The following is an 11,335-nucleotide window of genomic DNA, read 5'->3' as shown; positions in this document are numbered from 1 at the left end:
CTCCCGCGCCGTCTCCGTGCCGGGGGCTGGCCCCCCCGTGACGAGCCCCCGGCACAGCCAGCGCACATCGGCCGTGATGCGCGCGGCCTGGGCCGCGGCGGATCCCCCGCGGCGCAGGACGTTGACCGCGCCGACGGACAGCAGCGCGGACGGGTCGACCGAGGAGTCCGGCGCGACCGTGACGGTGACCGGGGCGAGCAGGCTCAGGGAACGGACCCGTTGGGCCAGTTCGCTCACGGGCTCGCGCCCGGTGGCGTCGAGCAGGGCCAGCACGCCCCGGGTGTGGCGCAGATACTCATAGGCCAGCTGGTCGCCCCAGGGGCGTACGACCGTCTTCAGCCGGCACGCCTGGCGGGTCGGGCCGATCCAGGTGAGGGTCGCCGCCGGGTCGACGGAGACCGCCACCACCCGGGGCATCCGTTCCCGCCCCGAGGCGGTGTCCGTGGTGTGCGCGGCGGTGGCGTGGCCGGTCCGGAGCCCCATGGGTCAGGTCCTCAGAGTTCCGGCAGGTCGTCGATGGCCCACCAGGCGGCCGAGTTGGCCGCGAGGGTGCCCGGTGTCCAGGGCCCGCTGGTGAGCAGGGGTACCGCCTGGACCAGGGCCGGGACCGGATCGCCGCGGAAGTTGACCGCGCACACCAGTCCGTCGGTGCGGGCGAAGGCGAGGACACCGGGCGGGGTGTCGAACCAGTGCAGCCCCCCGGGCCCCGACGCGCCCCGGCAGCGGCGGCGCAGTTCGAGCCCCTTGCGGTAGAGGTGCCAGAAGGAGCCAGGGTCGCCGAGCGCCCGGTCGGTGGTGTGGTGGGCGAACCAGCCCGGCTGGGGCAGCCAGGGCGCGGCGGCGCCGTCCGCTCCGGTGAAGCCGAACGGCGAGGCATGACCGGACCAGGGCAGCGGAACCCGGCAGCCGTCGCGGACGAACCGCCGGTCACCGGTCCGCCGGAAGATGGGGTCCGTGAGCACCTCGTCGGGCAACTCCACCTCGGGCAGGCCCAGTTCCTCGCCCTGGTAGACATAGGCGGCGCCCGGCAGCGCGAGCATCAGCAGTGCCGCCGCCCGCGCCCGGGCCGCGCCCGCCGCGCCGCTGTCCCCCGCGTACCGGGTGACCGTACGCACCTGGTCGTGGTTGTTGAGCACCCAGGTGACGGTCGATCCCGTACCCGCGATGTCGCGCAGGGCGTCGTCGATCACCTTGCGGAAGATCGCCGCGTCCCAGGGGGCACTCAGCAGATGGAAGAAGAACGCCTGGTGCAGCTCGTCGGGGCGGACATAGGCGGCCTGATCGGCGGCGGTCGGTACGGAGACCTCACCGACCAGCAGCCGGTCCACGCCGTCGCGCGCGGTGTAGGACTCGCAGACCGCGCGCCAGCGCCGCCAGATGCCATGCACCTCCGGCTGGTTCCAGGCCAGTGGGTTGACGGCGTCACGGGCGCGCTCGTCGGCGCCGGGGTCGTCGGAGTCGGGCAGCTCCGGATGGCGGAAGAGCCCGCAGGCCACATCGATCCGGAAGCCGTCCACCCCGCGGTCGAGCCAGAACCTCAGGATCCGCTCGAAGTGGTCGCCGACGCGCGGGTCACGCCAGTTGAGGTCGGGCTGTTCGGGGGTGAAGAGATGGAGGTACCACTGGCCGGGGGTGCCGTCCCGGCCCGGCACCCGGGTCCAGGCCGGGCCGCCGAACATGGCCCGCCAGTTGTTCGGCGGGAGTTCGCCGCGCTCGCCCTTGCCCTCGGCGAAGTGGAAGAGCGACCGCGCGGCGCTGCCGGGCTCGGCCGCCAGGGCGTCATGGAACCAGCGGTGCTCGCTGGAGCAGTGGTTGGGGACGATGTCGATGATGACCCGCAGGCCGAGCGTGTGCGCGTCGTCGACCAGCCGGTCGAACTCGGCCAGGTCGCCGTAGAGCGGGTCGATCCCCTGGTAGTCGGCCACGTCATAGCCGTGGTCGTGCTGGGGTGAGGGGTAGAAGGGGCTGAGCCAGATGCCGTCGACGCCGAGCTTGCGGACGTAGGGCAGCCCCGCCCGTACGCCCGCGAGGTCACCGATGCCGTCTCCCGTGCTGTCGAGGAAGCTGCGGACGTAGATCTGGTAGATCACCGCGTCACGCCACCACTGCCCCGTGTCCCCCGTCCGGACCCCGTGCGGCCGTCGGCCGTCGCGCCGGGCGGTGACGTCCCCCGTTGCTGTGAACATACGTCACCTTCCCTGTATCACAGGTGCGTTCCTACATTCATGTTAGGTAGGCAGGGTGGAGTACCGTCAACCCTTGTGCGTCAAGTCGGTGCCAACCGACCGGGTTTGACCCGTACGAAGGTCATGGATACACACACGCGAGTGGTCGCGTCAGGAAGGCGGGAGTGGGCGAGATGCCGGTACCTAACGCGTATGCAGGGGGATGGGGTGCGCCCGGATCATTCCCCGGCGATCCGGCGCAGTTCCCGTTCCATGCGCTCCAGCGCCGCGCGCGGGCTGGTCTTGCCCGCGAGCGCATCGCGCGCGAGGACGGCGATCACCAGGGTCATCTGCTCGTACCGGGGACTGCTGCGCGGTGCCTGGGCCCCCTGGACGGCCTTCCTCACCAAGGTGAGATGGGGGTAGTCACGCTTCAGTGCCGGATCCTCGTAGACCGAGGCGCGGACCGGCGGCAGCCCGCCCGCGGTGAGGACCTGGCGCTGTACGTCGGCGCTGAGCAGGTAGGCGAGCAGATCGGCGGCCGACCGCGGATGCCGGGTACAGGCGTTGACGGCCATGTTGGATCCGCCGAGCACCGCCGTGCCCGGCCCGTTCAGCCCCGGCAGCGGCGCCACCCCCACCCTCCCGGCGACCGGCGAGCCCGGCGACATGGCCTCCGTGTACACATAGGGCCAGTTGCGCAGGAAGACCAGCTTCCCCGCCTGGAACGCCTGCCGGGACTCCTCCTCCCGGTAGCCCAACGCCTCCTCGGATATCCATCCTTCCTGTACACCCTGGCGCAGGAAGGAGAGCGCGGTGAGCGCCTGGGGGGAGTCGACCGTCACACGGCCGTCCGGTCCGGTGACCGGCCCGCCCGCCGACAGGACGGCCTCCAGCACATTGACCGTCAGTCCCTCGTACGGAAGGAACTGCCCCGCGTAGCCGTCGACGCCGTAGTGGCGCGCGAGCTTGGCCGCGAGCCGCGCCAGCTCCGCCCAGGTGCGGGGCGGATCGGCACCCGCGGACTTCAGGAAGTCCTTGCGGTAGAAGAGCAGCCCGACGTTGGTGACGTACGGCGCGGCGTAGAGGCGGTCCTCGTGGACGGCGGTGCGCCGGACGTTGTGCAGCAGCTGGTCCAGCGGCAGCCCGTCCGGGTCCAGCGGGGCGAGCCAGCCCTCCTCGGCGAACTCGGCGGTCCAGGCGACATCGATGTTCAGCACGTCGTAGGCGCGGTCACCGGACCGCAGGCTCTCCCGCATCTGCTGACGCACCTCGTCCGCCGCCGTACCCACCTCCGCCACCCTCACCCGCTCACGGGGGCGGTCGCGGTTCCAGCCGGCCAGCACACCACGGAGGTATCTGGTGAGGTCCTTGCCGGTCGCCAGGGTCAGCGGCCCCCTGCCGTCGCCGGACGGACAACCCCCGCCCCGTGGTTGCGGCCCGGACAGGGCCGCCAGCACCACCACCGCCGCCAGTGCGAACCGGCCCACCGCCCGTCCCCAGCGCGCCATCTCCCCGCCCTCCCCCGTCACCGTACGCTCCGGTGGTACGGATACGCTGCCCGCGTCCCGGACGCGTCGGCGGCCGGGGTCCGTACCAGGCATCATGGAGGGCCACGGGCCGACGTGACCGCGGAACCGTTGATTCGCAGTCCTGTAGCGGCCCCGGGCGACGCGTCCAGCCACTCGTCCTAGGAGGGATACCGGCACCGTGCGTCTTCATCTGCTGGCGCTGCTCGCCGGTGGGCCCGCCCACGGGTACGAGCTGAGGCAGGCTCTGGAGAAGCTCCTCGGCCCGGCCTATCCTCTGCCCAACATCGGCCAGATCTACGTCACTCTCGGCCGACTCGAACAAGCCGGGCTGATCGAGGGCCGCCATGTCAGCCAGTCGGACCGGCCCGACAAGCGGATCTACGAGATCACGGACGCGGGGCGGGAGGCCGTCGACATCTGGTACGAGTCACCCTCCGAAGCCCTGCGGGTGCGGGACGAGTTCTTCATGAAGCTCGCCCTGGCACACCGCGCGGGCCGACCCGACCAGATCGGCCTCATCAACCGGCACCGCCGCCACTGCCTCAACGTCCTGCGCTCTCTGAGCAAGGGAGAGCGCCCCGACCCCGGTGATGACCATCGCATCGCCGAGCTGCTGATCGAGGGGGCCACCCTCCATCTCCAGGCCGATCTCGACTGGCTGGAACGCTGCCAGGAGGAACTGGAATGACCCGTACCGGCGCCGACCGTCCCCTGCTGACCGTCTCCGGTCTGACCAAGAGCCATACGAGCGAGGGGGTGCGGGTCGCCGCCGTACGGGGAGTCGATCTCAGCGTGGCGCGCGGCGAGTTCGTGGCGATCACGGGCACCTCGGGCGCGGGCAAGTCCACGCTGCTGCATCTGCTCGCCGGACTGGAGCGGCCCGACAGCGGGACGATCACCCTGGACGGACGGCGGGTCGACGGGCTCAGCGAGGCGCACTGGGCGGTACTGCGCCGACGGCGCTTCGGTGTCGTGTTCCAGTTCTTCAACCTCGTCTCCACACTGACGGTCCGTGACAACATCGAGATGCCCGCACTGCTCGCGGGCCGGGGCGGACGGGAGAGCCGGACCGCGGCGGACGCGCTGCTCGCCCAGTTGCGGCTGGAGAAAGCGGCGGACCTGCTGCCCGGCGACCTCTCCGGCGGCGAACAGCAGCGCGTCGCGCTCGCCCGCGCCCTCGTCAACCGTCCCGACCTGCTGCTCGCCGACGAGCCCACGGGGAGCCTGGACAGCCGGGGCACCCGCGACGTACTGGCGCTCTTCTCCGAGCTGCACCGGGAGGGGCAGTCGATCGTCCTCGTCACCCATGACGGGAAGGTGGCGAGCAGGGCCGACCGGGTGATCACCTTCAGTGACGGACGGATCATCGACGAGTTCCGGCTGGGGGAGGGAGACGGCGGCGAAGACGGGAGCGGCCGGGACAAGGGCCCGGGGACGCTGGGCGGTGGACCCGTCAGCGGGGGCACCCTGGGCGGGGGGCTCCTCGGGGAGCCGGGAGGCTCCGATGATCCGGGCGATCTCGATGGCCCCGACCGTCCTCATGGTCCCGACGGCCTCGATGATCCGGGCAGCCACGGAAGTCTCCACCGGCCCGACGGTCCCAACAACCCAGCCGACTCCGCCGATCCCGCCGATCCCGGTGATCCCGCCGATCCCGGTGACCCCGGCGGACCTTCCGGTGCTCAGTCCCGCGACGGTGACGGCGTGGACGGCCGTCCGGCGCGCCCCGCTCCCGCCGTACCCGGGGAGTGAGCGGTGCGCGCGATCGTACGGTGGGCCGCCGCCGATCTGCGGACCCACCGGGGACAGGCCGCCACCCTGGCGCTGGCGACGGCGGGCATCACCGCCGCCCTGCTGCTCTCCGCCGCCCTCTTCCAGTTCGCCGCGAGCCCCTGGGAGCGGCTCTTCGCCGAGACCCGTGGTCACCATGTCTGGCTCCGGCTCGACCAGAACGCCGCCGTCCACGGGCTGGCCGAACTCGACGGGGTGCGCGAGATGTCCGGCCCGTACCGCACCCTCGCTCTCACCCTCCAGGGATCCTCCCGCCCCGCCTCCGTGGATCTGCGCGAGGCCGGGCGGGAGGACGCCGTGCTGGGCGCGGCACGGCTGCTGACCGGCTCCCGGCTCAGCGGTGGCAAGAAGGAGATCGTGCTGGAGCAGTCGACCGCGCGCGCCCTGTGGGTCCAGCCCGGTGACTGGCTCGATGTACGGACTCCGGGCAAGCCGTCCCCGTACCGCCTGCGGGTGGTCGGGATCGTGGCGACGGCGGAGACCTCGTTCGACGACAAGCGCCGGGGCATCGGCTGGGCGTCCCCGGCCACCGTCAGCCAGTACACGGATGTGACCCCGGTCTTCCATATGGCCGGGCTGCGGCTGGAGGACCCACGCACGGTGGAGTCCGTGGTCCGGCAGGTGTCCGCGTCGGTGGAGGCGAACCATGTCAAGGAGGTCTCCAACTGGCGGGAGGCCCGGAACGCCGCCGCGGACGACCATCGTCTGCTCGGGCTGCTGCTGCGGGTCTTCGGGGCCGGAGCGCTGCTCGCCGCGGCCGCCGCCGTCACCGGCGGGGTCGGTGGCCGGGTGCTGGGACAGCTCAGGGATGTCTCCGTGCTCAAGGCGATCGGGATGACCCCGGCGCAGACGACGGTGATGTTCCTCCTCCAGCACACGGCGCTGGCACTGGCCGGGGTGGCGGCGGGCACACTGGCGGTGCGGCTGGTGGGGCCCGGGGTACCGGGTTCGATCGGTGAGGCGATGGCCCATGCGCTGGCCCTGCCGGGCACGATCCCGGCGGCCGCCGCCGTCGGGGCGGTGACGGTCGTGGTCATCGCCGCCGCCTCCGCGTTCGCCGCGTGGCGGGCGGCCCGGGTGCCGCCGATCCCCATGGCCCGGACGGCGCGTCCGGCACCCCGCCGGATGTCCCGGATGGCGAGGGCCGCGCTCGGCAGGGGCGTGCCACCACCGCTCGTCCTGGGCTGGCGCGGCGCGGTTCACCGGCGTCGGCGCTTCCTGGCCCGGGTCGCCCGGCTCGCCCTGCCCATCATGATGATCACAGTGGCGCTGTCGGCGGTCGCGACGCTGAACTCCCTCAGCGGCGACGGTGGAGGGAGTGGACGGCTCAGCCCCACGCCCTCGCTCAACACCGCGGGCACGCTCGACGCGCGTGCGCTGGACGGGCTGGCCGCCCACCGGGACGTCCGGGCCCTCTATCCGGCGGTCGAGGTCCCGGCACTGCTGCCGGCCCAGTCCCGCTCGGTCACACTGCGCGGGCTCGGCACGACGGAGCTGCCCTATCCGTTCACCGTGGTGGAGGGCCGCACTCCGGCCGCCGTCCATGAAGCGGTGGCGGGCCAGGGGCTGCTGGACGCGGCACAGATCCGGATCGGTGCGTGGGTGCGGCTGACGGTGGGCGCGACCCCGCACGTCCTGCATGTGGTGGGCCGCACCATCGAGCCACAGCACGCGGGGCTGACCATCTCCGCCACCCTCGACACCCTGCGCGACGACGGCACCGCCAAGAACGCCCAGCCCTACGCACTGCTGCTGCGCCCCGGCGCCGACCCGGACCGGGTCAAAGGCGATCTGGAGGCCGCCTTCCCCAGCGCCGACTTCCATCGCACCCCCGCCCCAGACGGCTCGACCGGCTCGGCCGGGCCGATCAGCCGGGTACTCGGCGCCCTGGTCGCGGTGCTCGCCCTGATCGCCGTCGCCGAACTCGCCGCCTCGGTCAGCTCCGCCGTCTGGGTCCACTCCCGTGAGCTGTCGGCGCTGCGGGCCATCGGACTGACCCCGCGCCAGCTCGTCGGCGTGGTGGTCACCGACTGCGCGCTGACGGCGGGCGCCGCCGCGCTGCTCGGGACGGTCGTGGGTGTCCTGGTCGCCGGTCCGCTGATCGACGCCCAGGGCGCCGCGTCGGGCGTGGGCACGGGCCTCGCCCTGACCCCGGGCCCCTTCCCTCTGCTGCTCACCGCACTGGGGCTGGTCCTCGCCTCGGCCGCCCTCGCCTTGGTCCCGGCGATCCGCGCCGAACGCCGCAGCGCCCCGGACCCCGGTCTGACACCCCGCTGACCGGACCCGCCCGGTCGGTCCCGCCGACGCTGAGCCCTCAGGACCGCCCGACCGTCATGGACGCCGCCGGAGGGGAGGGCGCCGGGCGGAACCAGGCGGGGCCGTCGGAACGGGCCTGGTGGATACGGAAGAGGGCGCGCTCCGACAGCTCGGGCAGCTCGTCCAGGCCGAACCAGCCGACCTCCAGCGACTCGTCGTCGTTCACCCGGGCCTCGCCGCCGACCGCGCGACAGCGGAAGGTGATGTCCATGTACTGGCAGACATCCCCGTTGGGATAGGTGACCGGCTCCGGGCGCGCCGCGACGAGCACGACCCGCTCGGCGACACAGCGGACCGCCGTTTCCTCGAAGACCTCGCGGACCGCGGCGGCGGCGGGCTCCTCACCGGGCTCCGGAATCCCGCCGATGACCGACCAGCGGCCGTCATCGGAGCGCCGGGCCAGCAGCACCCGCCCCTCCTCATCGAAGACGATCATGCTGACGCCCGGCAGCAGCAGGAGCTGGTGGCCCGCGCTGGCCCGGATCTCGCGGATGAAATCAGGTGTGCCCATGATCCCGAGGCTAGCCGCCCGTACCGACAGCGCCCCGGCGGCCGACACGACCCGTCGGCGGCGGCGGCGCCCCGGCCGCCGACGAAACGACCCGCCGACGGCGGTGCCGCTATGCCCCCGGCGCGACGCGCCGCGCCCGCAGCGCCATCGCCGTCGCCCAGCCCAGACCGGCCACGCCGCAGAGCACCAGCAGCGCCTCGGGCCAGATCCCCATCCGGGTGGCCGGGGTCAGCGACGAGCGCAGCGGCACCTCGGCGACGAGCGCGTCCGGGGTGAACATCTCGGTCTTCTGGACCACCTCGCCGTCCGGCATGATCACCGCGCTGACCCCGCTGGTGACCGGGACCACCACGGACCTGCCGTGCTCCACGGCGCGTACCCGTGACATGGCGAGCTGCTGGTAGGTCATCTCGCTGCGGCCGAAGGTGGCGTTGTTGCTCGGTACGGAGATCATCTGGGCCCCGGCCACGACGGTGTCGCGGGCCATGTCGTCGAAGGCCGCCTCGTAGCAGGTGACCAGTCCGACCTTGGTCCCCGCGAGGTCGAAGACGCCGACCTTGTCACCGGGCCCGAAGTCACGCCGTACCCGGTCCACGTCGGAGCTGAAGAGCCGGACGAAGGACCGCATCGGGATGTACTCGCCGAACGGCTGGACATGGCGCTTGTCGTACGTGTCGACCGGGCCGCGCTCGGGGTCCCACTCGATCAGCGTGTTGCGGAGCTTGCCGGTCTCGGGGGTGAGGACGGCGCCGACGACCGTGGGGACGCCGATCGCCCTGACGGCCTGGTCGATCACCAGCCGCGCGTCCGCGTTGCGATAGGGGTCGAGATCGGAGGAGTTCTCCGGCCAGAGGACGAAGTCGGGCGCGGGCGACCGGCCCGCCTTCACCTCGGCGGCGAGCTGCTCGGTGCGGCGCGCGTGGTTGTCGAGGACGGCCCGGCGCTGTGCGTTGAAGTCGAGGCCGAGCCGGGGCACATTGCCCTGGATCGCGGCGACGGTCGCGGTGCCGTCCTCGGCGGACGGGTCGACCAGCGGGCTCGCGGCGAGGCCCGCCGCCACCGGCGCGACCACGGAGAGGAGCGCCAGCACGACCGGACCGCGCGGCAGGGCGCCCGTGCGCCGCCAGGCGAGCAGCGCCACGGCCGTCCGGTGGAGCCCGAAGCCGCAGAGCACGACGGCGAAGCCCAGCACCGGAGTGCCGCCCAGGGCGGCGAGCGGGAGGAAGACCCCGTCCGCCTGGCCGAAGGCGATCTTGCCCCAGGGGAAGCCGCCGAAGGGCACCCGGGCGCGGGCCGCCTCACCGACGATCCACACGGCCGCGCCCCACAGCGGCCAGAGCGGGAGCCTGCTGACGGCGGCGATGCCCACGGCGGCGACGGCGATGAACAGCGCCTCCACGGCGGCGAGCGCGATCCAGGGCACCGGACCGACCTCCTCACCGGTCCAGCTCAGCAGCGGCAGCAGGAAGCCGAGGCCCGCGAGGTAGCCGAGGCCGAACGCGGCCTTCGGGCGGCGCCCGTACAGACACCATCCGAGCAGCGCGAAGGCGGGGACCGCGAGCCACCACAGGGGCCGGGGCGGAAAGCTGAGGAAGAGCCCGGCCCCGGCGAGGAGGGCGGCGACGGGCCGCACCAGACGCCGCCACGGCGGGGCGGTGGCTGCGCGCGCGGGGTCGGGGGTCTCGACGGGGGTGATCGTGGTGCTCACGAGCGCGAGTCTACGGTGAGGGGGTATGCGGGGGGCCAGGTGGGGAATCCCGCCGACGACTACGTCATTCGGGTGATTCCCGTCCTGGCGCGGGATCAGCCGTCATGGCGGCCCGAGCACCCCGGCTGGTCCCGCTGGACCGGGCACGGCCCCCACCGCACCGATCGAGTCCCGCACCGGACCGGGCACGGCCCCCACCGCACCGATCGGGTGCCGCACCGAACCGCTCGGGCCGACCAGCCGCCGCCCGGCCCCGGGATCGGGATCGCCCCGGCGCGAGGGGGCTGGCTGTGTGGCCGTTCACCGCGCGTACCCAGGGCAGGTAGCTCCTGTCCTGGGTACGGGTTGCCGGGTGGCGCGGACGCTTCCCCGGACCGGGCCAGTGGCGGTGGCCGGCGCCGTCGCGCCGGACATCCCGTCCGGCGGCGGCCGGTCGGGGTTATCCGGCGGCCGTTCCGTCAGGCGCGGGCGAGGCCCGGACCGCCGCCCGCGGCGCGCAGCCGGGCCTGGATCGCCCGGACCGCGGCCTCCGCGTCATCGACGGTCACCGTGAACGTTCTTCCATCACCCAGAGTGACGATCAGTCCCTCGCCCCGGCGGACGACCACGGCCGTGCCCTGGTCGGGCCGCCAGCGGTACCCCCAGCCGCCCCAGTGCCGTGGGGTGACACGGGGCGCGAACTCGGCGCCGACGACATGGGAGAGCGGGATCCGGCGCCGGGGCACCCCCATGTACCCGCAGCGCACCTCCACGGCGTCGCTGTCGACCGTGACCGCGACATGGACGAAGGCGAGGGTGCCGTAGAGGATCAGGAGGCCCGCGGCGACGCAGCCGATGACCGACATCAGCAGCGGGGCGATCCCGGACGTCCAGGTGGAGTCGACGGCCAGGACGACACCGAGGGCCAGACAGGCGGCTCCCGCGACGGCGAGCAGCCACTGCATGCGATTGGTCGCGCGACCGGTCCACACCGCGGACACGGGCTCCGCGGGGTACGCGGCGGGGGGCGACGAATCAGGGGGGTGGTCCGTCATGCCAGCAGCGTACCCAGCGACGGGCGGACCGGCACCGAGCGCGCGGCGCCGGATCGCCCGGGTACCTCCCCGCGCGGTGGCAGCGCGCCAAGCCCGGAGCGACGCCCGGGACAGGGCCAGGCGGATCAGCGAGCCGCGGTCACCGGCCGGAGCAGCCGGGCCTCCTCGTAGCGCAGCGCGGCCGGGGGGAGCGCGGACGCGCGACCGCTGAGCAGCACGGTCAGCCGTCCGGCGGGCGCCGCGTCCGGCACGGGCCGCTCGCCCAGGCGGCGCAGCGC

The 11,335-nt window shown here is 73.5% G+C and carries 8 protein-coding genes and 1 pseudogene; 3 read left to right on the top strand and 6 right to left on the bottom strand.

The window, feature by feature from the left end; genetic code table 11:
* The 3 genes from ACFVIM_RS27520 to ACFVIM_RS27510 form a co-directional block, all read right to left on the bottom strand.
* On the bottom strand, window positions 1-483 hold a 483-nt coding region (locus ACFVIM_RS27520), incomplete at its 3' end, for a hypothetical protein (protein WP_384306613.1).
* A gap of 11 nt (window positions 484-494) precedes the next feature.
* Entirely contained in the window at window positions 495-2,186 is a 1,692-nt protein-coding gene (locus ACFVIM_RS27515; RefSeq protein WP_384306611.1) for an alpha-amylase family glycosyl hydrolase, read from the bottom strand.
* A gap of 218 nt (window positions 2,187-2,404) precedes the next feature.
* Window positions 2,405-3,676, bottom strand: a complete 1,272-nt coding sequence (locus ACFVIM_RS27510; RefSeq protein ID WP_384306608.1) for an ABC transporter substrate-binding protein — start codon at window positions 3,674-3,676, stop codon at window positions 2,405-2,407.
* A gap of 199 nt (window positions 3,677-3,875) precedes the next feature.
* Here ACFVIM_RS27510 and ACFVIM_RS27505 point away from each other — a divergent pair, with 199 nt between their 5' ends.
* The 3 genes and pseudogenes from ACFVIM_RS27505 to ACFVIM_RS27495 all read left to right on the top strand — a co-directional run bounded on the left by ACFVIM_RS27505 (window position 3,876) and on the right by ACFVIM_RS27495 (window position 7,765).
* Window positions 3,876-4,385, top strand: coding sequence for a PadR family transcriptional regulator (locus ACFVIM_RS27505; RefSeq protein WP_384306605.1), 510 nt, complete (start codon window positions 3,876-3,878; stop codon window positions 4,383-4,385).
* Window positions 4,382-5,089, top strand: a pseudogene (locus ACFVIM_RS27500) (ABC transporter ATP-binding protein); the annotation flags it as partial. The gene ACFVIM_RS27505 and the pseudogene ACFVIM_RS27500, both read left to right, overlap by 4 nt.
* Before the next feature lie 363 nt (window positions 5,090-5,452).
* Window positions 5,453-7,765, top strand: coding sequence for an FtsX-like permease family protein (locus ACFVIM_RS27495; RefSeq protein WP_384306602.1), 2,313 nt, complete (start codon window positions 5,453-5,455; stop codon window positions 7,763-7,765).
* 37 nt (window positions 7,766-7,802) lie between these two features.
* On the opposite strand, the gene ACFVIM_RS27490 is transcribed toward ACFVIM_RS27495, so the two are convergent.
* From ACFVIM_RS27490 to ACFVIM_RS27480, 3 genes are all read right to left on the bottom strand, one after another.
* Window positions 7,803-8,315 carry an NUDIX domain-containing protein gene (locus ACFVIM_RS27490; protein ID WP_384306600.1) on the bottom strand — a complete coding sequence of 171 codons (513 nt, stop codon included), beginning with the start codon at window positions 8,313-8,315 and terminating at the stop codon, window positions 7,803-7,805.
* 109 nt (window positions 8,316-8,424) lie between these two features.
* On the bottom strand, window positions 8,425-10,023 hold the full coding sequence (gene lnt, locus ACFVIM_RS27485) for an apolipoprotein N-acyltransferase (protein WP_384306597.1): 1,599 nt from the start codon (window positions 10,021-10,023) through the stop codon (window positions 8,425-8,427).
* A gap of 458 nt (window positions 10,024-10,481) precedes the next feature.
* The gene (locus tag ACFVIM_RS27480; protein ID WP_384306594.1) at window positions 10,482-11,057 is read right to left on the bottom strand and encodes a hypothetical protein; all 576 of its coding nucleotides are present in this window, start codon (window positions 11,055-11,057) and stop codon (window positions 10,482-10,484) included.
* Between the last annotated feature and the right edge of the window lie 278 nt (window positions 11,058-11,335).

It is taken from the genome of Streptomyces sp. NPDC057638 (assembly GCF_042800315.1).
Classification (GTDB): domain Bacteria; phylum Actinomycetota; class Actinomycetes; order Streptomycetales; family Streptomycetaceae; genus Streptomyces.
Note: the sequence above shows the minus strand (reverse complement) of the source record. Positions and strands in the feature narration are given on the sequence as shown.